This window comes from Micromonospora sp. NBC_00421, assembly GCF_036017915.1.
Classification (GTDB): domain Bacteria; phylum Actinomycetota; class Actinomycetes; order Mycobacteriales; family Micromonosporaceae; genus Micromonospora.
The window spans coordinates 1,106,086-1,129,819 of sequence record NZ_CP107929.1 but is presented as its reverse complement, the minus strand read 5'-3'; the positions used below and the strand labels follow the sequence as shown (position 1 = coordinate 1,129,819).

Genomic DNA, 23,734 nt, shown 5'->3' with positions numbered 1-23,734 from the left:
TCCCGTGCGGGCGTCTCCTGATCAGGCAGGGTCGCCACAGGCACGAGCGGGCGCGGTGTCAGTAGATCATGAAACTGATCGTATCGTCGCTCCTACCGACCGTCAACCGCACCGGCGGGAACGCGTCGACCGCGTCAACGCTCTTCCCGCACGTTCGCGCTGCTTGTCAGGGTCGGCTCGAGAAGCCAGCGGAGGCGGAGGAAATGGTCGAGCACAGCGTCGAACAATTCCCTTCCGTACTCTATGCGAAGAACACCCGAACCTGACAACGCGCTGTCGGTGGCGGCGGTGTCGAAGCTCAGCCCGCCTTCCGAACCGGCTCCCCCGAATTCCATGCCGAGGGTCCCGAGCAGCGGGAAAGCGGCATTGCCGGTATCGGCCTCGACGCGTCGCAGCCACTCGTCGGGCTGCACCGGCCGCAGGGCGTAGCCCCGCGAGCGGAGCCAGCCGACCATCTTCCCCAGTCGCACCGGCATGCCCGCAACCAGGTTGAAGTTGCGGCCGGTCGAGTCCTCCCGGAGGGACAACGCGACCATGGCGTTGCTGACGTAGTTCACCGGGACCAGGTCGAAAGCAGTGTCCACGCCGGTCGGCGCGGCCCCCGCCTGAATGCAACCCTTGAGGATGAGCCACAGGTAATCACCGCTTTGGCAGGCCCCCGTACGGCTATGTCCGGTGATCCGACTCGGCCGGTAGACCGTGGCCGGCAGACCGCGCCGGCGCGCCTCCTCCACGAGCTGCTCGGCCACCCATTTGCTCTGGGTGTAACCATGTACGAGGGCGTCGGGCGGACCGGTCCGGTCGTCCGGTCGGAGCGTCCCGCCCGCCGACGGGGCGTACACGCCGACCGTGGAGACGTAGTGCACCGGGACGCTGCGATGCCGGGCGGCAAGCCGGAGAATCTCGGTCGTTCCGCCGACCGTAGCCGGTCTGAGCAGCGGGTAGGGCGCGGTGAGATGCACCGCGGCGCCGACGTGGTAGACCGCGTCGACCTGGCGGGCGAGCTCGTCGAAACCACTCTCGGACAGTCCCAGGCGTGGCTGCGCAAGGTCGCCGGGAAGGACCTCGATCCGGTGTTCCTGGTCGTCCGGCCGGATGCCGTACCCCTCGAGAGCGTTGTGCAGACGTGCCGCGGCTTGGTCGCGGTCGGTGCCGCGCACCAGGCAGCACACCGTGGCACGGGTACGCCGGAGAAGGGCGTGGAGGGTGAACGCTCCGAGAAATCCGGTCGCCCCGGTCAGCAGCACCCGGCCGGCATCAGCCACGTGCCGGACCACCTCCGGCGCGGCCACGATGTCGGCCGGCAGCGTAGCCTCGGACGCCAGGTCCGGCCGGGCGCCGTCCGGACCTGCGGCGGGCGGTTCGACCCGGTCGACGATCGCCGCAAGGCCGCTGACGGTCGGCGCCGTCAGGATCGCGCTCAGCGGGATCTCCACGCCGAGTTCCGCACGAACCCGCAGCAGCAGGCGCGTCGCCAGCAGCGAATGCCCGCCCAGTGCGAAGAAGTCGTCGTCCGGATCCACCGAGGACACGGCGAGCATGTCGCGCCAGATGTCGGCGATCCTCGCTTCGGTCGGGGTCGGGGTCGCGGCCGATGCCGTGGCGTCGCGGTCGATCGGCACGATCCGCGGCAGCGCCGCCAGGTCCACCTTGCCGCTCGGCCTCCGCGGGAAGGTCGTCAACCGGACGAAGGCCGAGGGGACGAGGTACTCCGGCAGCCGGCCGGCCAGTGCCGTGCGGAGTGTCTCCGGCGTCGGCACCTGGCCCGTGGCCGGGACGTAGTACGCGATCAGGCGTTTGCCGTCCGGGCCGCGGTCCTCGGGCAGGACCGCGGCATGGGCGACGCCGGGGACGCCCTGAACGGCCGAGGTGACCTCGCCGAGCTCGACCCGGTAGCCGCGTACCTTGATCTGGTCGTCTCCGCGACCGACCCACTGGATGCTCCCGTCCGGGAGGTAGCGGGCGAGATCGCCGGTCCGGTAGATCACGTCGGAGGGGTCGAGAGGATCGCGGACGAACTTCTCGCCGGTCAGCTGAGGTCGGCTGAGATAGCCCAGCGCCACCGGGGAGCCGCCGACACAGATCTCCCCGACCGTCCCGACCGGGCACAGTCGCAGCCGCCCGTCGCGCAGGGTCACCCGGGCACCCCCGACGGGACGGCCGATCGGCGGGAGGCTCGGCCAGCGGTCCGGGTCCGCGCCGAGACGTTCGGCGGTGACCACGTGGGTCTCCGACGGGCCGTACTGGTTTTCCAGGTACGCGCTCTGAGCGTGCTTGCGGAAGAACTCACGCACCGCCGGTGTCGCATGCAACTGCTCGCCGGCGGTGATCACCTCGGTCAGCCGGGGTACCGACCGGCCGGTGGCACAGGCGTACTCGGCCAACTGCTGCAACGCCACGAAGGGCAGGAACACCCGGTCGATCCGCTCCCGGTCAAGCAGGTCGAGAAGACGGGCGGGGTTACGCCTCGCCTCGTCGTCCGCCACGACCAGGGTGCCGGCCGTGGCCCACGTACCGAAGAGCTCCTGGAACGCCACGTCGAAGCTGAGGGCTGCGAACTGCAGCGTCCGGGTACCCGGCCCGGCGGACGACCGGGCCGACTGCCAGGACAGCAGATTGGTCAGAGACCGATGCGGAACGGCCACCCCTTTGGGACGGCCGGTGGAGCCCGATGTGTAGATGAGATAGGCGATGTCGTCCGGCCCGACCGGCGGGCGGGCCGAGCCGGGCATGGCCGGTGGATCGCCGAACTCCTCGACGGTGATCGTCTCCGCCGGAAGGGCGGCACGGGTCTGATCGCCCTGGACGATGGCGACCCGGATGCCGCTGTCGGCCACCAGGTACGCGATCCGGTCGGCCGGGTAGGCCGGGTCGAGAGGCAGGCAGGCGCTGCCCGCGCGGAGCACACCCAGCACCACCACGGCCATCGCCGCCGAGCGGGGCAGGCTCACGCCGATCGGCTCGCCGGCGAAACCACGAGCGGCCAGATGCGCTGCGATCGTCGTGGCGGCCACGTCGACCTGGGCGTACGTCAACCTGGTGGCCGCGTCCACGATCGCCGGAGCGTCAGGTGTCCTGCGGGCCTGGACCGCGAAAGCGTCGGTCGCGGAGCGCGGCACGGGTCGCCCGCCCGGAGCGGCTGCCTCCCGCGACCAGGTGTCGATGATCCGCCGCTCGGCCGGCGGGATCACGTCCAGCTGCCCGATCTGTGTCTCCGGGGCGCCTGCCACGTGCCGGAGCAGCGTCCCGAGGCGTGCCGTCAGGAGCTCGGCGGTACGGCGGTCGTAGAGATCCACGGCGTACTCGAGATAGCACTGGAAACCGCCGTCCCTGGGCGCCACGTGCAGGAAGATGTCGTACTTCGCCGTACCGGAGGGCAGGTAGAGCCGCTCCGCGGTCAGACCCGGCAGGTCGAGGTCCGGTGCCGGAGTGTCCTCGTAGCCAAGGACCACCTGGAACAGGGGAAAACGGTTCGGTGTACGGGAGAGCTTCAGGTCGCGGATCAGATGGGCGAAGGGCACGGCACGGTGTGCGATGGTCGTCCACAGTTGTTCCTTGACCCGGAGGACCAGATCGGCGAACGCGATGTCGGACGGCACCTCCTGACGTAGCGGCATGACGTCTGAGAGGCAGCCGATCATCGGATCGAGGATGTCATCGCCGCGGCGCGACACGGGGATGCCGATCACCACGTCACCGGCTCCGGTGTGTCGCGAGATCAGCACGACCAACGCGGCCGCCAGAACGGTGAACGGCGTGCACCGGCCCCGCCGGGCAAGACGACGCAGACCAGCACCGACCTCCGGGGCCACCCGGAACTCGACGCGATCCCCCCGGCAGCTGAGCCGCTCCGGCCGGGGCCGATCGGCCGGGAAGGTGGACTCCTCCGGCGCGGCGCGCAGTGCCCGCCGCAGGTGCTCGGTGGACTCGTCGAGGGTGCTTCGAGAGGCGCGACGGCGCTCCCGTGCATAGGGCCCGTGCTGGAGCGGAATGGCCGGCAGCGCGACCTCCCCGCCGGTGGGTGCGGCCCGGTAGAGCGCGCTGAATTCGGTGCTGAGCACGCGGAAACTCCAGTCGTCGACCACCGCGTGATGGATCGCCACCACCAGGATCGCGTCGTCGTCGGAGAGCCGCAGCAGGGTGGCGCGCAGCAGCGGTGGCCGGTCGAGGTCTATCCGGCGGCTCGCCGCCGCGGCCAGCGCCTCGGCCAGTCCCCGCCGGGTCACCTCCTGCACCTGCACCTCCACCTCCACCGCGTCCGGCGGCATCACGGTCTGTGACGCCTCGCCGCCCGTGAACGACAACCGGCTGCGCAGCACCTCGTGGCGCGCAACGATGCCGTTCAGCGCCCGGCTCACGGCGCCGGTGTCGACGCGGACGCCACGCAGCCGATAGGACCACGACTCGACATACCGGGAGCCGTCCTCCTGCATCTGGTCGTTGAGCCAGATCGACTCCTGCTCGAACGACATCGGGTAGGTAGCCCCCGGGTGAGTCACGACTGAACCCTTCCGATGTGCGGACGCGAGGATCTCAGAGTGATCGGAGCAGGACCGCACGGTCGATCTTGCCGGTCATCGTGGTGGGCAGTTCGTCGCGGGCCCGCAGGACGTGCGGTACGAGATGCGGTGGGAGCGCGTCGGCCAGCGCTTGCCGGATCACCGCCGGCGAGGTCGCGACGGCCCCGTCGGTGACGTAGAACAGCGCCAGCCGGTCATAGCCGGTGACCTCGGCCGGGACGGGGAGCACGGCGGCGTCCCGGACTCCGGGCAGCCGTCGTGCGGCATTCTCGACCTCCGCCGGCTCGATCCGATGCCCGGATATCTTGATCTGCAGGTCCGCCCGGCCGCGGAAGTGCAGAAGCCCATCGGAGTCCAGGCATCCGAGGTCACCGGTGCGGTATACGCGCTGCGGCACGCCGTCGATGGTGAGGTACGGGAACGCGGCCGAGGTGGCGTGGTCGTCGTCGAGGTAGCCGAGGGCGAGTCCGTCTCCCGCCAGGCAGATCTCGCCGACTCCTCCGGCGCCGACGCTCTCGTCGCCGTCGAGGATGTGCACTGTCGTCCCGGGCACCGGCCGGCCGAGCGGAATGCCGTCCGGGCGGTCGCAGTCGGCTGCCGTGATGCGGTGGGTGGTGGCGAAGACACAGGACTCCACCGGGCCGTACCCGTTGGTCAGCCGGCAGCCGGGGTGGCGCAGCAGGAACCGGGCCACGTGCGTCGGTGAGAGCCGCTCGCCGCCGGTGATGACGTGCCGCAGTCCGGTCAGGCAGGACCGGCCGGGATCGTCCTCGTCGATGAGGAAGTTGAGCAGCGACGAGGTGAGCCAGACCGTGTCCAACCCGGCCCGGCTGGTCAGGCGGACGAGCTCCGCGGGCAACAGGTGGTCGGTCTCGGCGAGGACGCACGACCCGCCGCTCGTCAGCGGACCCCACACTTCGAGGCTGAAGGCATCCCAGGACGGAGGTGCGGCCTGCAGGACGACCCTGCCCGGGCCGAGGTCGGCGAACCCACCGCCACCGAACAGCCGGGTGGTCGCGCGATGTGGTGACAGCACGCCCTTGGGGACGCCGGTGCTCCCCGACGTGAAGAAGATCGCGGCGGGGTCCGTGCCACTGACCGGGACGCTCGGTGGCCGGCCGTGCCGTGCGCCGACACGGCCGGGCATCGGGTCCGCGGGGGTCCAGCTCGCCGGGCTGCCGGTCACGTCAACATCGGACACCATCAGCGGGGCCCGCAGGGTGGTGGCGAGGTAGGCGACGCGGGCCGGCGGCCAGCGACGGTCCATGGCGGCGTAGGCCGCGCCGCATTTGAGGATGCCGAGAAGAACCATGATCAACCGCGGCGTCCGCGGGAGGAGCACGGGGACCCTGTGCCCCGGCCGTACCCCGTTCGACCAGAGGTCGGTGGCGTAACTGTCCGCGGCGGCGTCCAGCGCCGCATAGCTGACGTGTTCATCCCGGTGGATCAGGGCAACCGCGTTCGGCCGCGATCGGGCCTGGGCCGCGACCGCTTCGTGGATCGGCGGGGACGGCGGGCGAGTGGTCCAGGGCACGGAGACTGCTCCCTCGGCCGGTGGGAACGGATCAGGCTTCGGTCATCGAGATGACGTCGGCGAGCGTGTCGCTGTCGAAGAGAACCTGCGCCGGGATCTCGATCCCCAGTTCTCTGCCGATCCGGGCGCAGATCCGCATGGCCTGCAGGGAGGACCCACCGAAGTCGTAGAAGCTGTCGGCCGCCGTGACGCCCGGCACCTCGAGCACATCGGAAACGATGCGTAGGACGATCGTGCGGTTGCCGCCGGGCTCAGGCATGGGCTGCCATCCTTACTTCGTCGAGGTTGCGCAGTGCCGCACCTGGCTGCACCACGGTGCGGGGAGAGCACTGCCGGCGCCCAGCACAAGGCCGGCGCGGGGCTCCCGGAGCTGGGCGAACAGGCCCGCCAGCAATGAGCCGAGCGGAATGGTGCCCCAGGAGATGGACCGGACTGAAGCCCTGACCTGGGTCGGCAGCTCCGGTGGCGGCTCCTGCTGCCGGTGGGGACGCAACAGCACGCTCAGCGTCGTCACGCCGGCCGCGAGACCGGTGGTGCCGGCACAGAAGATCACCGGAGCGCCGCCCGCCGCCGGCCGGTATCAGCAGCGCGGCACGTGCGCCGAAGGTTGTCGCAGCCACCGGCAGTCGCGCGGTGCCGAGGCGCTCCACCAGACGGGCGATCGGCGCCTCGAAGGCGAGGTTGACGCTGGTAACGTCCAGACGGCTCACTCGTACGTGCCCGACAGGTCTCCGGCTGCGATCCGGGCCGACGCGCGCGTGCCACCGCGTCCGGCGAATAGAACGGTCAGAGACGTGATTCTTCCGTCTGATCGGACGCATCCCCCGCCATTTCCTGGAGGGAGTTCGAATACCCCACCTGAGCCCCCGAGACACAGTAGTACATTCTCTACAGCACTGTTCCGCGATCAAGTCTGTCGATCTACTGCCAGCAGCGGAACCAGCTTCCCACGATGTGGAATTCACCTTGGGTGTCCCGACTGATCAGGTGGCCAATCGGCGGGTTGGCTTTGACCGCCGTATGGAGTAGCTCGTGGTGGGGTGCCTGGAACGCCGTCCATCGCGGCAGGCTCTTTGCGTAGTCGATTGAGGTGCGTCCGACCTGGCCGTACGTCAAGCGCCGATTTTTTGGAGAGTGGGTTAGCTGGTTTCCACGGGTGCGGTGACCGGGCGGAGGTTCAAGCCTGACGCGCTCGGACCTGGCGGCGCTGATCGACAGAGCGCCTCCGCCAGGAGTGCCCGGCCACCCCTGACGGTGGTGTTGTCGATGCGTCTGGCCAACCCGAAGGCCAGCAGGAACGTATCCACGGCGGCCACGGTGTGACGACCCGCTGTTTCTGCGCGGAGACGCTGCGGTTGCCGTAGCACGACCGGCTCTCCAACGGCCCGGTGATCAGCGCGAGGAACTGCTCGGCGGCCAGGACCGGATCGGAGATCCGCGATCGGCCGCCCAGCGCAGGGCGGTCGAAGCGGTCGGCCAGGGCCTTGGTGAGCCTGTCCGGCCCCGGGCGGGATCGGCCGACAGCGCAGACCCTGTGGTGACGCGGCAGGGCGGCACCGAGGACGACGCGGTGCGCGTACCGACGCCGTGAGGACGTGCCCACTGCGGCGTACCGGGATGGGTGCCGCGACCTGCGGCCGGAAACGCACCCGCCGCCGGCCGGGCACTCCGTGACCCCGAACTCGAGCGATTCAGAGAATGCCGATGGCATCTCATTGCTCACCTAGAGATGGGTCGACATCGACATTCGACAGTGATGTTGACACTCGCGTATGTGTCACCCTTCCGGCGGGCATGGCATACCTCCACTTGAGTCTCGACGGTCAGACGATTCCGCCGTTGGTGTAGATGACCTGACCGTTGATCCAGCGCGCCGGCCCGGCAACGAAGGCGACGTCGTCAGGCCGGCCCAGCCGTTGCAGCGGCGACAGCGAGGCGAGGTGGTCGATCGTCTGCTGGTCCTTCCCGTCGAGGAACAACGGGGTGGCCGTCGGCCTGGTCGCCGTTCGGGAGGCCGGCCTCAGCTGAGCCGGGCCAGCGAGCTCCTCGACGCCGCCGGGCGTGGCCCACCCGGCGACATCGCGTTCCCCCACCACCACGTACGGGCGGTGGCCGGCGCGACCCGGGCCGCGCTGCGCCTGGAGCTGGGGTGACCCGGCAGGTGCGCGGCACGCCCTGGAACAGGCGTACGCGGCGGCCCTGCGCAGGCACGGGTGCCGGTCCTACTGCGCTCCACAGTCGTCGCCGTCGTCTCGGCCCCGTGCTGCAACGGTGGGGACTTTTCAAGGTTCAAGCGAAAGTCCGCCGTGGTTCGACAGAAGGCATGGACAGCAGGATCGAAACGGCTTAATGTCTTCGCCATCACGAAAGTGTTTCGGCGAGGTGAACCGGCGGCGCGGTGATCCATCGACCCCTCCCCCGCTACGGCATCCGGCGCGACGACACGCGCCCCGCCCTGGCATTCGCACGTCAGGAAGGGACGGACAGCCAGTGTCCACACACGATGGCGCAACCGGCCGACGAATGGCGTCGGTCAGCTCCGCACTACTACTGGTGGCCGCCGCCGGGCTGGTCGCCCTCGGCAGCCCGGCACCCGCCCAGGCCCACACCATCACCCCCACCGACTTCCAGCAGGTCACCCTGGCCAAGGGGGTAGCCGAGGTCGGCGAGCCCATGACCATCGCGGTGCTGCCCGACCGGTCGGTGTTGCACACCGCCCGTAACGGCACACTGCGTCGCACCGACGCGGCCGGCACCACCACCGTGGTGGGCACGATCCCCGTCTACACCCACGACGAGGAGGGCCTCCAGGGCGTCGGGGTGGACCCGAACTTCACCACCAACCGGCACGTCTACCTGTACTACGCCCCGCCGCTGTCCACCCCCGCCGGGGACGCTCCGGCCACCGGCACGGACTTCTCCGCCTGGCAGGGCGTGAACCGGCTGTCCCGGTTCACCCTCAACGCCAACTGGACGCTGAACACGTCCAGCCAGGTCAACGTCCTGGACGTGCCGGCCGACCGGGGCATCTGCTGCCACGTCGGCGGGGACATCGACTTCGACGCGGCCGGGAACCTGTACCTGTCGACCGGCGACGACAGCAACCCGTTCGACTCCGCCGGGTATGCGCCGATCGACGAGCGGACCAACCGTAACCCCGCGTACGACGCGCAGCGCAGCGCGGCCAACAGCAACGACCTGCGCGGCAAGATCCTGCGGATCAAGGTGAACGCGGACGGAAGTTACTCCGTCCCGGCCGGGAACATGTTCGCCCCGGGCACCGCGCGGACCCGTCCGGAGATCTACGCGATGGGGTTCCGTAACCCGTTCCGGATGAGCGTGGACAAGGCCACCGGGGTCGTCTACGTCGGCGACTACGGCCCGGACGCCGGTACCACCAGCACGCGCGGCCCCAGTGGGCAGGTCGAGTTCAACCGGGTGACCGGGCCGGGCAACTACGGCTGGCCGTACTGCACCGGCACCAACACCGCCACCGAGACGTACGCGGAGTGGGACTTCGCCGCCGGCACCGCAGGCGCCAAGTACAACTGCACCGGTGGGCCGACCAACAACTCGTTCCGCAACACCGGCCTGCCCACCCTGCCCGGGGCGCAACCGGCCTGGATCCGGTACGCCGGTGACGCCGGCAGCCCGCCGGAGTTCGGTGGCGGCTCCGAGTCGCCGATGGCCGGTCCGGTCTACCGCTACAGCGCGTCGAACCCGTCCACCACGAAGTTCCCGCAGTCCTTCGACGGCCAGTTCTTCGCCACCGAGCTGGGCCGGGGCTGGATCAAGCCCATCCACGTCAACGCCGACGGCTCCCGGGGCGCCATCGACGCGTCGTTCCCCTGGACCGGCAAGCAGGTCATGGACTCGGCGTTCGGCCCGGACGGCGCGCTGTACGTCCTCGACTACGGCACCGGCTACTTCAACGGTGACGCCAACTCGGCGCTGTACCGGTACGACTACGTCGCCGGTGGCAACCGCGCGCCGACCGCCGCCGCTGCCGCCGACAGGACCTCCGGGGCGGCTCCGCTGACGGTGAACTTCTCGTCGGCCGGGTCGTCGGACCCGGAGGGCGGAGCGTTGACGTACTCCTGGGCGTTCGGCGACGGCACCACCTCCACGGCGGCCAACCCCAGCAAGACGTTCACCGCCAACGGCACCTACAACGTCACCCTGACCGTCAGGGACCCGCAGGGCGCGACCGGTACCGCCGGCGTGCAGATCGGCGTCGGCAACACCGCCCCGACCGTCACCATCACCGGCCCGGCGAACGGCTCGCTCTTCTCCTACGGCGACACGGTGCCGTTCAGCATCACCGTCACCGACCCCGAGGACGGCACCATCGACTGCACCAAGGTCAGAATGACCTACGTGCTCGGCCACGACCAGCACGGTCACCAGATCACCTCGGTCAACGGCTGCTCCGGCTCGATCACCATCCCGGTCGACGGCGAGCACGACGACGCGGCGAACATCTTCGCGATCTTCGACGCCGAGTACACCGACGCCGGTGGGCTGACCACCCACAAGCAGCACACCCTCCAGCCGCGCAAGCGCCAGGCCGAACACCTCAAGACGTCCTCGGGGGTGACCCTCTACGACAAGGCCCCGGCCGAGGGCGGCCGGACCGTCGGCAGCATCGACAACGGCGACTGGATCGCGTTCGAGCCGTACCGGCTCGACAAGGCCACCTCGTTCAGCGCCCGGGTCTCCTCCAACGGCGTCGGCGGCACCCTCCAGGTGCGGATGGGTTCGCCCACCGGCACCGTGCTGGGCCAGGCGACGGTCCCGGTCACCGGTGGCTGGGAGACCTTCACCACCGTCACCGGCACCATCTCCGGCGCGCCGGCCAGCACCGGCACGCTCTACCTCACCTTCGCCGGGGGCACCGGGGCACTGTTCGACCTCGACACGTTCACGTTCGTCACCGGCGGCACCACTCCCGGCACCGGGCCGGTCGTCGGGCTCGGCGGCAAGTGCCTGGACGTGCGCAACGCGGCGACCGACGACGGCACCCAGATCCAGATCTACACCTGCAACGGCACCGCCGCCCAGACCTGGTCGGTCACCCCGAACAGCACTGTGAAGGCACTGGGCAAATGCCTGGACATCTCCGGCGGAGGCTCCACCGACGGCACGAAGATCCAACTCTGGACCTGCAACGGCAGCGGCGCACAGAACTGGTCCGCCCAGGCCGACGGCACCCTCCGCAACCCACAGTCGAACAAATGCCTGGACGTGTCGAACAACAGCGCCACCGACGGCCAAGCCGTCCACCTGTGGACCTGCCTGGCCGCCGCCAACCAGAAGTGGACCCTGCCGTAACCCGCCTGCCGGGGCACCCACGGGGTGCCCCGGCACCACCCTCCACCCCGTTCGGGAGAGTGACATGCGCAGACTCCTTCGACCCGTCCTCGGCGCGGTGACCGCCGCTGCCGCAGTTCTTGCCGGCACGACGTCGGCGACTCCGGCCAGTGCGGCCGATGCTCCGTACGACGTGCTGGTCTTCTCCAAGACCGCCGGGTTCCGGCACGATTCGATCGCCGTCGGCACCCAGGCGATCCGGGAGCTCGGTGCGGCGAACGGCTTCTCCGTGACCGCGACCGAGGACGCGTCCCGGTTCACCACCGCGAATCTGGCCCAGTACGAGGCGGTGATCTTCCTCAACACCACCGGGGACGTCCTGGACGCCGCACAGCAGTCCGCCTTCGAGTCGTACGTCAACGGCGGCGGCGGGTACGTCGGCGTCCACTCCGCCGCCGACACCGAGTACGGCTGGTCGTACTACGGCAGCCTGGTGGGTGGCTACTTCGCCTCGCACCCGGCCATCCAGCAGGCGAACATCCGCATCGAGAACCGGGCGCACCCGGCCACCGGGCAGCTGCCGCAGACCTGGACCCGCACCGACGAGTGGTACAACTACCAGACCAACCCGCGCGCGGGCACCCGGGTCCTCGCCACCCTGGACGAGTCGTCGTACTCGGGCGGCTCGATGGGCGGTGACCATCCGATCTCCTGGTGCAAGACGGTCAGCTCCGGTCGGTCGTTCTACACCGGCCTGGGGCACACCCAGGGGTCGTACGCGGAGGCAGCGTTCCGCAGCCACCTGCTCGGCGGCATCCGCTACGCGGCCGGTCGGGCGAAGGCCGACTGCCGTCCGGAGACCGGCTACAGCAACCTCTACAACGGGTCCACCACCGGCTGGTCGCAGGCCGGTCCGGGCAGCTTCAGCAACTCCGACGCCACCCTCACCTCCGCCGGTGGCATGGGCCTGTACTGGTACAGCGCCAAGCAGTTCACCAACTACTCCCTCAAACTGGACTGGCGGATGCCCGGCGACGACAACTCGGGCGTCTTCATCGGCTTCCCACCGTCGACCGACCCCTGGTCGGCGGTGGACAACGGGTACGAGATCCAGATCGACGCCACCGACGCGGCCGACCGCACCACCGGTGCGGTCTACACCTTCCAGTCAGCCGACCTGGCCGCCCGGGACGCCGCCCTGAACCCGCCAGGAGAGTGGAACAGCTACGAGTTGCTGGTCGAGGGGGAACGTCTCCAGGTCTTCCTCAACGGGCGGAAGATCAACGACTTCACCAACACCGACCCGGCCCGCTCGCTCGCCGGCCACGTCGGGCTCCAGAACCACGGCACGGGCGACGACGTGTCGTTCCGCAACGTCCGGATCAAGGAGTTGGGCGGTACCCCGCCACCGGGCGGCACCACCACCGTGCAGGCCGAGGCGTTCAGCTCGGCCAACGGGGTCAGCGCGTTCACCAAGGCCGGGGCCAACGGCGGGCAGACCCTCGGCTACGTCGACCCGGGCGACTGGGCCGCGTACCCGGGTCTCGACCTGACCGGGGTCACCTCGTTGCGGGCCCGGGTGGTGTCCGGTGGATCGGGCGGCACCATCGGCATCCGGACCGGCTCGGCCACCGGCCCGCTGCTCGGCCAGGTGGCGGTGCCCAACACCGGAAGCTGGACCACGTACGCCGACGTCAGCGCCGCCCTGGCCGGGGTGCCCACCGGTACGCAGACCGTGTACCTGACCTTCACCGGCTCCGGGACCGGCCTGTTCGACCTGGACGACTTCACCCTGGTGCGGGGCGGCGGCATCCCCGGTACCCCGGGCACCGGGCCGGTCGTCGGGCTCGGCGGCAAGTGCCTGGACGTGCGCAACGCGGCGACCGACGACGGCACCCAGATCCAGATCTACACCTGCAACGGCACCGCCGCCCAGACCTGGTCGGTCACCCCGAACAGCACTGTGAAGGCACTGGGCAAATGCCTGGACATCTCCGGCGGAGGCTCCACCGACGGCACGAAGATCCAACTCTGGACCTGCAACGGCAGCGGCGCACAGAACTGGTCCGCCCAGGCCGACGGCACCCTCCGCAACCCACAGTCGAACAAATGCCTGGACGTGTCGAACAACAGCGCCACCGACGGCCAAGCCGTCCACCTGTGGACCTGCCTGGCCGCCGCCAACCAGAAATGGACCCTGCCGTAACCCGGTAGGCAGGCAGTGCCCCCGCTGTCGGACCGGCAGCGGGGGCACGTCCGACCCAGGTCGCAACTGTCGTCCGGTCCGGTGCCCTTGTCGTGCAGCGTGACCACGAGGTCGTCCACCTCCGGCCCGGCGGACCGCAGCAGTCCGGCCCGGGACGGCAGCACGGCAGCCCGCCACGCCTCCGTCCCCGGCCGCCCCCGCCGACCGCTCAGTGCCGGCGTTGCGGCAGGACGAGCAGCGTCACGGAGTTCGCCGGGTACGTCGCGCTGACGCCGCCCCGGGTCACCGGGAGATCCTCACCCCGGACGATCGAGGTGAGGTCGGCCGGTCCGTAGGTGAACCGCTGCGCCTTGTCCCTGCCGTGGAATCCGGCGAGTGCCATCCGTGACGTCAGATCCTGGCCCGTCTTGTTGACCACCATGACGGTGAGTGCCTTGTCGGACGAGCGTTGTGCGGCGTAGACCGCGAGCTGTCCCTGGTCGCTGCTGGCCGCCGACACGCTCACGTCCCCGAACCTGCTCCCGGCTCCGTCGTAGTTCCGGTACATCCGGAACGCGTACGCGCCGGGGTCGGTCGGTTTCGGTTCGCCCCAGATGGTGGCCAGGTCCAGACCCTCACGCCCGAAGATGCCGAGCACGTCGGCCTGCGCGAGTGCGCCGTTGATGTCGTCCAGCGCACCCCAGTTGTATTCGGTGATGGCGATCTTCGTGCCAGGGTAGTACTGCGCGACCCACGCCTTCATCTGGCGGATGAACTGCAATGGCGGCGCGTTCACCCCACCGGGACCGATCCACGACTCGTCCACGTACGTCGGATCCCACAACGACCGGGTGGACCGCAGCCGCAGCGCGTTGGCGTCCGGGTCCTTACCCCCGCTGATCTGCGGGTAGTAGTGCTGGTCGAAGTAGTCGAGGAAGCGCTTCCCACGGTGGGCGTCACTGAAGTCCTTCATGTTCTTCAGGTACCACTGGGACAGGTTGAGCCCGCCGTGCGCCGCCGCGTCCGCGCCCGGCGCGCATCCGTCCACACCCGACGCCACCCATTCGCAGTAACCCCAGCCGGACGGGCCGAGCACCGCCGCACGCGGGTCGGCGGCCTTGATGGCCGCAGCGGTCGCCGTGCCCTTGCCGCCCAGTTCGTCGTAGCCCACCGGGTCGGGATGCACGTCGCGGTGGGTGGAGCTCCACAGCACCGGCTCGTTGTCGAGTTCGTAGATCGACACGCCGCCGCGTGCCGCCGGGCCGAACTGGTCCACGAGATGGGACACCATCTCGCCCGCGAACGACGCGCCGGCCGGGATCGAGGTGTCCGTGGGGACCGCCCCGGTCAGGTTCGTGTCGGCGTGCCGGCCGTTGCCGCAGTTGGGGTCCCACTGGTCGAACGAGTCCTGCTCCGGGAAGCGGGTGGCCGGGAAGCCGCAGGCGAACGGGTGCGACGAGGGCGAGTCCTTCGCCACCCAGCCGATCAAGGGCACGGCGACCACCTGTTTGGTCCCCTGGTCCCGGTTGCGCTGGACGAACGCCTCGACCGTGTTGTCGGGGCCGGCCACGATGTTCTCGAAGTACCAGTCGCTGCCCGTGTTGTAGGTGTGGTTCTTGAAGTTGTAGCGACTGCTCGCGTTACCGCCCCACCGGGCCACCGGTGTGCCGAGTTCGGCGACGAGCGCGGGGTCGCCGCCGTTCATGCCGTAGATGTCGGGACTGATCCGGTGCCGGGCGGCGGACACGTCCACAGCCAGGGTGAGCCCGTCGGCGGCGGCTGCCGCCGGACCGACGCCCGCCTGGGTGGTCAACAGCCCCACCACGAGAGATCCGGCCACCCCGATCACCGTGGCCGAACGTGGCTCGCGCCGTCGTTGCACCATCAGAAGACTCCCGCCGTCGATCGGCCCAGGACGGACCGAACCCGCCCACATATTATTCACCGTCAATGTCGAGTCAACTCGTCAACGCTCAGGAATGCAAGGGCGTCGCCGTGGTGAGCGCCATTCACTGGCACCGCGCCGCGGTGCCGAACCGCCCGTGGAGTTTACGCAGACCCGGGTCGGGGACCACGTGCCGCCGATTTCCACTCGTTGAGCTGGCCGTTCCACATCGAAACGTCGGCGCGACGCCTCTCACCGGCGCTCGGGTTTGTCGCCCCGGGTGTGACAGCCGTCGGGCGGCTGCAGCCCGGAGGGGCACCCGCCCGGCGGCGGGTGCCCCTCCGGGAAGGAACCCGTCCGGGGTGACTACCGGAAGGTGACGTCGCTCCTGTTGACCTTGCAGTTGGCGTCGTTCCAGCCCTCACCGAGGTAGCTGGGTTCGCTGCCCTTGGGCACACCCTTGTACTTGCCGCAGATGGTGGCCGAGCCGATCACGACCACGCGGGTGATCGTCGCGGTGTCGTTCCAGTTGCTGTTGATGCCGGCGAGCATGTCGATGTCGTCGACCAGGACGTTGTCGATACGCACATGGCGGGTGTACGAGGTGGTGCAGTTGCCGCAGCCGCGGTACAGCTTGCCGGACCCCTTCAGGTAGAAGCCGGAGATGTTGACCGTGCCGTTGCCGTTGTGCTGGAAGGTCTTGTCGCTGCCGCTACGCGCGCCACCACCGATGACGTACGAGGTACCGCCGTTGGTCTGCTTGAAGGTGGCGGCGTCCTCACCGATGTCGTTCCACCACACGTTGCGCAGGGTGCAGGTGCCTTCGCAGTGCACGCCGTCGCCGGCGGGCGAGCCGAGGATGACGTTCTGCAGCGTGCCACCGTTGGCGATCTTGAACATCGGGTCCTGCGACTCGCTCTGCCCACCGTCACCGATGCAGCAGTAGGTCTTCATCCCGCCGTCGAAGGTGCCGGAGACGTTGACCGTGCCGGAGATGCTGACCGAGCCGGCCGACGACGGCCACGCGCCGGTCGGCGTGCCCGGGTTGCTGGTCGGGCTGGACGTGGGGCCGCTGGTGGGACCGGTGGTCGGACCGGTGGTCGGGGTCGGACCGCCGCTGGAGTACGTCTCGAACTCGGCGATCCGCGGAGTGCCGGACGCGCTGGTGATGACGAAGGAGACCTTCTTCAGCGACGTGGAGGAGAAGTTGACGGTGCTCGGCGCGCTGCTGCCGCTGGCCAGGACGGAGCCCGTGTCGTTGTTCTTGAGCTGCCAGCCGCTGATCGAGCCGCCGCCCGAGGCCTGCACGATGACGGCCGAGGACACCGTGGTGGCGCTGCCCCACTTGACCGAGACCGTGCCGGTCGAGCCGCTCGGCGACCAGTAGGTGCTGGCGTTGCCGTCGATGACGTTGCCGTAGCTGGTACCGCTGGCCTTGCTGGAGCCGTCGGCGCCGGCGCCGAGGCTCAGGTTCGTGGCGGCGGAGGCGCTGGGCATCTGCAGCGCGAGCGCGATGACGGCACCGGCGACCACGGTGGCACCGCCGGCCAGCCACCGCGAGGCGACTTTGCGTCTCATCTGATTTCACCCTTTCGAGCATAAGCACCTTGTACGGGAAAGCGCTTTCCATCGACCATAGAGGCTGGTCGATGATGAGGCAAGGGTCACACCATCTTCGTCTATTTTGTCCTTTAAGAACTGGTAGGGCGTGTCGGTGCTGCTGCACGGCGGAGCGGTGGGCACACCGAGCCCCGCCCGCAGGCACCGCACCGGTCAGGCCGCCCGGCTGAGTGCGGTGGACCTGCCGGACACCCCGGGGTCGCCGGTGGGGGCGGGGCCCGGGCCACCCGCTTCGACAGGCAGGCCGCCCACTGTTCCGGGACCTCGTCCGGTGTGTCCTGGAGTGACTGCTGGACCGTCGCCATCCCGGAGAGCCGGACGGCGACCTCGCCGAGGTGTTCGATCCGTCTGCCGAATCCTCCGCCAGCGCGCGTCTGCGTCCGGCCCGTGGAAAGCGCGGCAGCCTGTGGCCAACTCCCTGATCAGAGAGTCGCGTGGTAGGTATCCCCCGACCGCACCGCGCGATTCGAGAGCGGCTGCGGCGGGCCACCCCGCAGCGAGGAGTACGAACGGTTCCAGGCGCGAGTGCCGCCCGCCCCCGGGAGCGACCGGCGAGGTGGGTGAGGCGCACTTCATACAGAGGTTGAAGGGACGGGTTGAGTGAGGCGCTCATGCGGTGTGGTGATTAGCTACCGTCGCTGTATGAGCGGTGAGCCGTCGGTTCGGGTGGGGTTGCGGGTCGGTGACGTGACTGCGGCGACGACGTTGTATCGGAGCTTCGGTTTTGTCCCGGTGGGCACGGTGCCTGGCGCGGATGGTGGTGTCGTGATGGCAATCCTCCGCAGGGGTCCGGTGCAGTTGCTGGTCGACGCGTTGGTAGGCATCCCGTTCCCGGACAGCGTGCGGGAACGTCGGACGAAGGCCGGTCCGCGTGGGCTTGGCGTTGTCATCGGGCTCGAAGTTGAAGACATCGACGAGGCGGCCCTACGGTGCCGGGCTGCTGGCTGCGTCATCAGTGCCGGTCCGATGGACGCACCGTGGGGGGAAAGGTACGTCGAGTTTGAGGACCCGTACGGGTATGCGTGGAAGTTCTTCCGGTTGACCGACTCCTCGGACGACGGCTTGCGCGCTGTCCACGATGCGTGGTTTGGGCAGGCGGATTAACGCCGCCGAAAGGGAAGCAGACACACCCATCACCGTGTACGGGTCACCCGGCGCAGGCTTGGTGGACATCGCCGCCGACATTGCACGAGTGACCCCAGCCCAAGCCCGGACCGCGGTCCGTGAATACGTCGCCGCCGGCCAGCGCCCCACCACATCGAACGAACCTGGCCATTCGAGATCCGGAGCGATTTCGTAATATCGCGAATTCCTGGTTCTCGGCCGATCGGGCGCGGTCGCCGCATTGCACTCGCACGGGAGGGTGTCGAAATCTCTATGCGGTCCCGGGGAAGAGTGGCGGCGAAAAGGGCGCGGCCACCGCGCGACAACGATGGTTGTCGCGCGATGACCGCGGGGACGGGTGCGGATCAGGCCGCGATGGTTTGCAGGTAGGCGGTCCCTCCACAGGACAGCGTGCTGAGGTTCTTGAACCACATCGCGAGCTGGCGCTGAGATGATCCGTCACTGTTGATGCGCTGGATGTAGACCACGCGGGTGACCTCGAACTGGCAGTAGGTGGGGAAGCTGCCCTGGGGTGACGGGCCGATCACGTAGGCCGAGGTGACGGGATTCGCGTTGTTCCAGGTCGTGGACCAGGTGCCACCGGGGCCCACTGTTGCCATGGAGAACTGCGAACCGATGGTGGTGGAGCCGAGCCGGATGTCGGCCTGGCAGGTGATTGTCCCCACGTTCTTCACCTCCACCCAGATCTGCCGGAGCGAACTGCCCGGCTGCACGGTCCAGACGCGTGTCACCTGGAACTGGCAGGCTGCCGAACTCGTGGCGCCGCTCGGATTGAGAGCGGCCACCCAGATGGTGTTCCAGGGGACGTTCCAGAGGCTTGTCTGGGTGCCACCCGGGCTGACGCCGCCGGTCGAGGCAAGGACCGAACTGGTCACCGCCGTGAGTTGCACCGTCGCACCACAGGCGATCGAACCGACATTCTTGAGGGTGAACTGGTACTGCCGCTCCCCACTGGGCAGTTGAACATACCGGCTGTTGATCGTCTCGAACTGGCACGTGGCCGAGGTGGTGGCGCCGGCCGGGTTGTAGCCGACCACATAGGCGGCGTCGGCTGGGGCGTTGGTCCAGGTCCAGCCCTGTGTGCCGCCGGCCGAGAGGGTGCCGGTGAACCACGTCGCGGCGATGCCGATCCCGCCCTTCGCGGCATGGCTCAGTCCGCCCGACGCCGCTGCGGCGGCCCGTGCGTCGCGCAGTGACGACTGCGATGGCTGCGACGACTCGTCGGCCTGCGCGACCCCGACCGACGCGACGACCATGCTGAGCGTCGTCACCGCGAGGAGAGCCGCGCGGATTCTTCGTCTCATTGAAGCTCCTTTACCCATGTTCCCGGGCCATCCGCCCGGCTCCATCAGGCTGCGTTGCCCGGCTTGCCATCGGCTAGCCATCCGATAGCCGCCCTGGCGGCGACACATAGAATAAAGTTCGATACATCGATGTGGGGGCCGGATGACATGGCGCTTACTCGGCCCGGTTGAGGCCGTGGTGCGGGGCGAGCGAGTGCCGCTGGGGCGACCCCAACAACGCGCTGTGCTGGCGTATCTGTTGCTCAATGCCAACGTGGTGGTGTCGGCGGAGCAGTTGACCGAGGCGCTGTGGGGCGGAGCTCTCCCCACCCGCGCACGAGCACAGGTCCAGGTCTGCGTCTCCCGGTTGCGACAACTGACCCGTGCGGCCGGTATGCCCGAAACAATCTACTCGGATTCTGGGGGATATCGCCTTGAGTTGACCGGCGACGACCTGGATGTGGTGGTCTTCTCCGGACTGACCGAAGCTGCGCGTCGGTACGCCGACTCCGGCGAGCACGAGCGGGCCACCACCCTGTTGCGGCAGGCGTTGGCGTTGTGGCGTGGCCCGGCACTCGCGGGCGCGTCCGCCGCGTTCGTACCGGCGGCCGCCGCTAGCCTGCACGACAAGCGGCTTGCCGCGTCCGAGGACCTGTTCGACGCCGAGTTCGCGCTCGGTCGGCACGCCGCCGTGGTGGCGCCGTTGCGCGAGTTGGTCACCGGGAACCCGTGGCACGAGGGTCTCGCCGTGCGGCTGATGACGGCGCTGGCCGGATCGGGGCACCAGGCCGAGGCGCTGCGGGTGTTCGAGCGGATCCGCCGCCTACTCGCCGACGAGCTGGGCATCGGGCCGGGAGCGCGGCTCGCGGAGGCCCACGTCCGGGTGCTGCGGCAACAGTTTCCGCCGAACAGGCCCGCGCCACCGGTCCGGGAACCCGGATCTGCTCTGCGTCCCGCCCAACTGCCCGCCGGCCTGTCCACCTTCACCGGCCGTGGCAACGCACTCGCCGCGATGGACACGATGCTGAGCCAGGCTCGGGAAAGCGGCGCCCTGGCGGTCGTCGCGATCATCGGGACGGCCGGGGTGGGCAAGACGGCGCTGGCGATCCGGTGGGCGCACCGGGTACGGCCGCTCTTCGACGATGGTCAGCTCTTCCTGGACCTGCGCGGTTACTCGCCCGGAGCGGCGATAGCCCCGCTGGACGCGTTGTCGCGCTGCCTTCGCGCGCTCGGTGTGCCGCCCGCACGGGTGCCAGACGACGTCGACGAGGCAACGGATCTCTACCGCAGCGTGCTCGCCGACCGGCGGGTGCTGATCCTGCTCGACAACGCCCGCGACACCGCGCACGTCCGGCCGCTGTTGCCCGGCGGCGCCGGCTGCCTGGTGATCGTGACCAGCCGTGACCGCCTCGGTGGGCTGGCCGCTCGGCACGACGCGCAACGGCTGTCGTTGGACGTGCTCGCGCCGCAGGAGGCCACCGAGTTGTTGACCCGCGTCATCGGCGCGGAACGGGTCGCCGAGCAGCGGGACGCTCTCGCGGAACTGGCCCATGACTGCGCACATCTGCCGCTGGCCCTGCGTATCGCCGCAGCGGACCTGCACGGCCGCCCACACGAGATGGTCAGTGGGTACCTGGCGCGGCTTCGCGCGGGCGACCCGCTGACCGTGCTGACCGTCCGTGACGACGAACAGATTGCGGTGCGTTCGGCGTTCGCCGCTTCGTACCAGACTCTGCCACCGCGACTCCAGCGGCTTTTCCGGCTGTTCGGCCTGGTGCCCGGCTGCGACGTGACAGCGGAGTCGGCCGCCGCGATGCTGCGATGCGGAGCCGGCGAGGCGGCGGACATGCTCTCTCGTATCGCCGATGCGCACCTGGCGCAGGAGCGGACGCCGGGTCATTACGGCACACACGACCTGCTCGGCCGGTACGTGACCGAGCTGGCGAAGATCGAGGACAATCGGGAAAGCCTGGGTGACCTGCTGTCCTGGTACCTCTTCAGCGTGTACGCCGCAGCCGACCGACTGTATCCACAAGTGTTACGCGTGCCCACGCAGCTACCCGCGCCCGCTGGGCCACCGATGCGATTCGCCACCCATGTCGACGCTCTCGCCTGGCTCGACGCGCACCGGCACAACCTCGTCGCCGTTACACGCCATGCGGCGCACCAGGAACTGCACACCGTCGCCTGGTCGCTGGCGGACGCGCTGCGCGGATACCTGTGGCTGGGAATGCACACCACGGAATGGTCCGAGGTCGCGAGGATCGGTCTTTCCGCGGCCCGGGCCGACCGACACGAGCAGGCCGAGGCGGCGGCCCGGCTGAGTCTCGCCGCCCTGCACTGGCGGCTGGAACGGTTCCCCGAGGCGATCGACGACTATCAGCTGGCGCTGGTCTCCGCGAACCGTTCAGGATGGCGCGATGGCGAAGCAGCCGCGCTGGGCAACCTGGGCCCGGTCTTTCGCATGACCGGCCAGCCGGGTGAAGCCCTGCGGGTCATGGAGCAGGCGTTGGAGTTCAACAGGCGCAACGGCCGGACCGCGGGCGTCGCCGTCAACCACAACAATCTCGGTTTGGTCTGCGCCGACCTCGGACGGCTCCGCGAAGCCGCGGACCATCATCACGCGGCGCTCACCCTGGCACACCAGGGCGGGGCAGCCTCCAGTCGGGCACTCATCCTGAGTAACCTGGGCGTCGTCCACCACCTACTCGGCCGGTCCGACGATGCACTACGGACGCTGACCGAGGCACTGGAACTACATGAGCAGATGGGCAGCCGGGGCCGTGCCACAACCCTGTGTGCGCTGGCTCGGGTCCACTGCGATCGTGGCGACGGTCCGCACGCGGCCAGCCTCGCCCGGCAGGCGCTCGACATGGCGCGTACCCCGGGCGAGCCCCGGGTCGAAGCGCTCGCTCTCCACGTCCTGGGCATCGTCGAGGGGAGAACCGGAATCCTGTTGGATGCCTTGAGAACTGCGCGCACCACTGCGGATCGTTATATCGAGGCCGATATCACCGTCAGCCTCGCCGAAATCGACGAGCCTGCGGCACCTTCCTGGTGCCATGCGGCGCTGTCCATCACGCGGCAGTGCGGCTATCTGCTGCTCGAAGGCCGGACGCTCGCCGCCCGCGCCGCAGCCGAGTACTCGGCTGGTGACGTGACCGCCGCCTGGCGCAGCGCGCGGCTGGCGGCACAGTCGCACGCCCTGACCGGCCACCAGCCGGGCACGGAGCGAATCGAAAAGCTACTCGCCCTTCTCGCGTCGGAGTCCTTGCCCGGATAGCGGTCCGGCTGCCGCCATCGCGGCGCGTACGACGGACCACCGGGCCGGGTCGAGGGCGAGCTCGGCTGCGGTCTCGCCGGGTGAGGGGTAACGGGTGTCGGGATCTTTGTCCCACGACCAGGGTGCGGTCGAGCCGTGGTCGACGATCAGGAGATGACCGCCGGGGCGCAGTGCGTGCGCCGCGGTACGCAGTGCTCGCGCGCGATCCAGCGCGAAGGGGGTGTGCAGGTACTGCGCCTGCGCGCACTACGCCAGGCCCGGAACATCTCACTGGCCGCCCTGGCGGCAGAGACCGGCCTGACCGCAAGCACGCTGTCGCGTCTAGAGAACGGGAAACTGCGCCCGACACTGGAGCAACTGCTGCCGCTGGCGTGGGCGCACGACGTCCCGCTCGACGAACTGGTCGCGGCCCCGCCCACCGGCGATCCACGTATCCACCTACGGCCGGTACGGCGATCCGGCTTCACCGTCGTGCCGCTGACCAGACGTCCCGGAGGCATCCAGGCCTACAAAGTGATCTATCCGCCGGCCGGGAAGTCGGCTACGACGACTTTGCAGACCCACGAGGGGTACGAATGGTTCTACGTACTCAACGGATACGTCAGGCTCGTCCTCGGTGACCAGGAATACCAGCTGGGCCCCGGCGAAGCCGCAGAGTTCGACACCCGTATCCCGCACCAGATCGGCAGCGCCGGCGCTCAGGCCGCGGAGCTGCTCACGCTCTTCGGCGCCCAGGGCGAACGCGCCCACCTGTCGCCCTCCCCGACATCGCCCACCTGAACGACCCGGCTCTGGGGCAGACACTTCACCCGAGCCGGGTCGAGGGTGGACGCGTTCGGCCGGCCAAGGCTGGCCATCCCCATCTCGTTGAACCGGTGGACGACCTGCCGGACCGTGTCCTCGTCGGCCTGCACGAGACGGGCGATGGACGGCACAGTGTTCCCGCCGGCCGAGGCGAGCACGACCATCGCCCGCCTCGGTCGGATCGG

13 protein-coding genes and 2 pseudogenes are annotated in these 23,734 nt (G+C 69.5%); 5 read left to right on the top strand and 10 right to left on the bottom strand.

The annotated features are described in order from the left end of the window. Positions 1–134: 134 nt before the first annotated feature. The 5 genes and pseudogenes from OHQ87_RS05330 to OHQ87_RS05315 all read right to left on the bottom strand — a co-directional run. Positions 135–4,499 (bottom strand): non-ribosomal peptide synthetase, encoded by a 4,365-nt coding sequence (locus OHQ87_RS05330; RefSeq protein ID WP_328345470.1) that lies wholly within the window; start codon positions 4,497–4,499, stop codon positions 135–137. Between the two features lie 34 nt (positions 4,500–4,533). Further along, a complete protein-coding gene (locus OHQ87_RS05325; protein ID WP_328345468.1) occupies positions 4,534–6,054 on the bottom strand; it encodes an amino acid adenylation domain-containing protein in 1,521 nt (506 codons plus the stop codon). A gap of 31 nt (positions 6,055–6,085) precedes the next feature. Beyond that, entirely contained in the window at positions 6,086–6,313 is a 228-nt protein-coding gene (locus tag OHQ87_RS05320; protein ID WP_328345466.1) for an acyl carrier protein, read from the bottom strand. A gap of 918 nt (positions 6,314–7,231) precedes the next feature. After that, on the bottom strand, positions 7,232–7,765 hold the full coding sequence (locus OHQ87_RS31330) for a TetR/AcrR family transcriptional regulator C-terminal domain-containing protein (RefSeq protein WP_442930793.1): 534 nt from the start codon (positions 7,763–7,765) through the stop codon (positions 7,232–7,234). Positions 7,766–7,877: 112 nt separating this feature from the next. Next, positions 7,878–8,057 (bottom strand): annotated as a pseudogene (locus OHQ87_RS05315) (3-ketoacyl-ACP reductase); the annotation flags it as partial. Between the two features lie 520 nt (positions 8,058–8,577). Between OHQ87_RS05315 and OHQ87_RS05310 the strand changes: the two are divergent. Next, the gene (locus tag OHQ87_RS05310) at positions 8,578–11,385 is read left to right on the top strand and encodes a PQQ-dependent sugar dehydrogenase (RefSeq protein ID WP_328348750.1); all 2,808 of its coding nucleotides are present in this window, start codon (positions 8,578–8,580) and stop codon (positions 11,383–11,385) included. 64 nt (positions 11,386–11,449) lie between these two features. Beyond that, the gene (locus OHQ87_RS05305) at positions 11,450–13,570 is read left to right on the top strand and encodes a ThuA domain-containing protein (RefSeq protein WP_328345464.1); all 2,121 of its coding nucleotides are present in this window, start codon (positions 11,450–11,452) and stop codon (positions 13,568–13,570) included. A gap of 208 nt (positions 13,571–13,778) precedes the next feature. On the opposite strand, the gene OHQ87_RS05300 is transcribed toward OHQ87_RS05305, so the two are convergent. Beyond that, entirely contained in the window at positions 13,779–15,389 is a 1,611-nt protein-coding gene (locus OHQ87_RS05300) for a glycoside hydrolase family 44 protein (RefSeq protein ID WP_328345463.1), read from the bottom strand. 411 nt (positions 15,390–15,800) lie between these two features. Beyond that, positions 15,801–17,012 carry a pectate lyase gene (locus tag OHQ87_RS05295; RefSeq protein WP_328345462.1) on the bottom strand — a complete coding sequence of 404 codons (1,212 nt, stop codon included), beginning with the start codon at positions 17,010–17,012 and terminating at the stop codon, positions 15,801–15,803. 684 nt (positions 17,013–17,696) lie between these two features. On the opposite strand from OHQ87_RS05295, the gene OHQ87_RS05290 reads away from it, so the two are divergent. Then, the gene (locus tag OHQ87_RS05290; protein ID WP_328345460.1) at positions 17,697–18,158 is read left to right on the top strand and encodes a VOC family protein; all 462 of its coding nucleotides are present in this window, start codon (positions 17,697–17,699) and stop codon (positions 18,156–18,158) included. A 365-nt stretch (positions 18,159–18,523) separates the two neighbouring features. Here the strand turns inward: OHQ87_RS05290 and OHQ87_RS05285 are convergent, their stop codons facing one another. After that, entirely contained in the window at positions 18,524–19,483 is a 960-nt protein-coding gene (locus OHQ87_RS05285) for a hypothetical protein (protein WP_328345458.1), read from the bottom strand. A 142-nt stretch (positions 19,484–19,625) separates the two neighbouring features. Between OHQ87_RS05285 and OHQ87_RS05280 the strand changes: the two genes are divergently transcribed. Then, the gene (locus tag OHQ87_RS05280; protein ID WP_328345456.1) at positions 19,626–22,745 is read left to right on the top strand and encodes an AfsR/SARP family transcriptional regulator; all 3,120 of its coding nucleotides are present in this window, start codon (positions 19,626–19,628) and stop codon (positions 22,743–22,745) included. Here the strand turns inward: OHQ87_RS05280 and OHQ87_RS05275 are convergent. Further along, positions 22,707–22,982: pseudogene (locus tag OHQ87_RS05275) on the bottom strand (hypothetical protein); the annotation flags it as partial. The gene OHQ87_RS05280 and the pseudogene OHQ87_RS05275 overlap by 39 nt on opposite strands. On the opposite strand from OHQ87_RS05275, the gene OHQ87_RS05270 reads away from it, so the two are divergent. Continuing rightward, positions 22,881–23,525 (top strand): helix-turn-helix domain-containing protein, encoded by a 645-nt coding sequence (locus tag OHQ87_RS05270; RefSeq protein ID WP_328345454.1) that lies wholly within the window; start codon positions 22,881–22,883, stop codon positions 23,523–23,525. The pseudogene OHQ87_RS05275 and the gene OHQ87_RS05270 sit on opposite strands and share 102 nt — an antisense overlap. On the opposite strand, the gene OHQ87_RS05265 is transcribed toward OHQ87_RS05270, so the two are convergent. After that, a complete protein-coding gene (locus tag OHQ87_RS05265; protein WP_328345452.1) occupies positions 23,444–23,713 on the bottom strand; it encodes a helix-turn-helix domain-containing protein in 270 nt (89 codons plus the stop codon). The genes OHQ87_RS05270 and OHQ87_RS05265 overlap by 82 nt on opposite strands. Positions 23,714–23,734: the final 21 nt, after the last annotated feature.

What these genes read in the sequence shown, in the direction of transcription:
- OHQ87_RS05320 (WP_328345466.1), bottom strand. Translation starts at nt 6,313, where the DNA reads ATGCCTGAGCCCGGCGGCAACCGCACGATCGTCCTACGCATCGTTTCC.
- OHQ87_RS31330 (WP_442930793.1), bottom strand. Translation starts at nt 7,765, where the DNA reads ATGCCATCGGCATTCTCTGAATCGCTCGAGTTCGGGGTCACGGAGTGC.
- OHQ87_RS05310 (WP_328348750.1), top strand. Translation starts at nt 8,578, where the DNA reads ATGGCGTCGGTCAGCTCCGCACTACTACTGGTGGCCGCCGCCGGGCTG.
- OHQ87_RS05305 (WP_328345464.1), top strand. Translation starts at nt 11,450, where the DNA reads ATGCGCAGACTCCTTCGACCCGTCCTCGGCGCGGTGACCGCCGCTGCC.
- OHQ87_RS05295 (WP_328345462.1), bottom strand. Translation starts at nt 17,012, where the DNA reads ATGAGACGCAAAGTCGCCTCGCGGTGGCTGGCCGGCGGTGCCACCGTG.
- OHQ87_RS05290 (WP_328345460.1), top strand. Translation starts at nt 17,697, where the DNA reads ATGAGCGGTGAGCCGTCGGTTCGGGTGGGGTTGCGGGTCGGTGACGTG.
- OHQ87_RS05285 (WP_328345458.1), bottom strand. Translation starts at nt 19,483, where the DNA reads ATGAGACGAAGAATCCGCGCGGCTCTCCTCGCGGTGACGACGCTCAGC.
- OHQ87_RS05280 (WP_328345456.1), top strand. Translation starts at nt 19,626, where the DNA reads ATGACATGGCGCTTACTCGGCCCGGTTGAGGCCGTGGTGCGGGGCGAG.
- OHQ87_RS05265 (WP_328345452.1), bottom strand. Translation starts at nt 23,713, where the DNA reads ATGGTCGTGCTCGCCTCGGCCGGCGGGAACACTGTGCCGTCCATCGCC.